This is a genomic window from Bacillus sp. SIMBA_154 (assembly GCF_046536015.1).
In the GTDB taxonomy this organism is placed as follows: Bacteria; Bacillota; Bacilli; order Bacillales; family Bacillaceae; genus Bacillus; species Bacillus pumilus_P.
On record NZ_JAWJBV010000779.1, the window covers coordinates 1 to 228 of the forward strand.

Annotated in this window: 1 protein-coding gene; it reads right to left on the minus strand. The window is 32.5% G+C overall.

What is annotated here, in order from left to right; all coding sequences use genetic code 11:
• A partial coding sequence (locus R0K30_RS24015) for a hypothetical protein (protein ID WP_410613599.1) occupies positions 1–228 on the minus strand: 228 nt, incomplete at both ends.

Below are 228 nucleotides of genomic sequence, written 5' to 3' on the forward strand. Positions count from 1 at the left end.
GTTTAGTTGCTTCAATCTATCAACCCAATACAAACTTATAAGGTCGCTTTTGCTGTTAAAATTGAGGCTGCCCTGATCATTCTTTATAAGCTGTATGTAAAAACTTAACCATATTGGAATTTTCAAAATAGTCTGCTTGACAGGTGATAACGAGTCATAATTTTCGTATGGTGAAAGTAATTTTTTAACTTCTACAACAGATAGCTCTTTTATTGTTATATGCGCTAC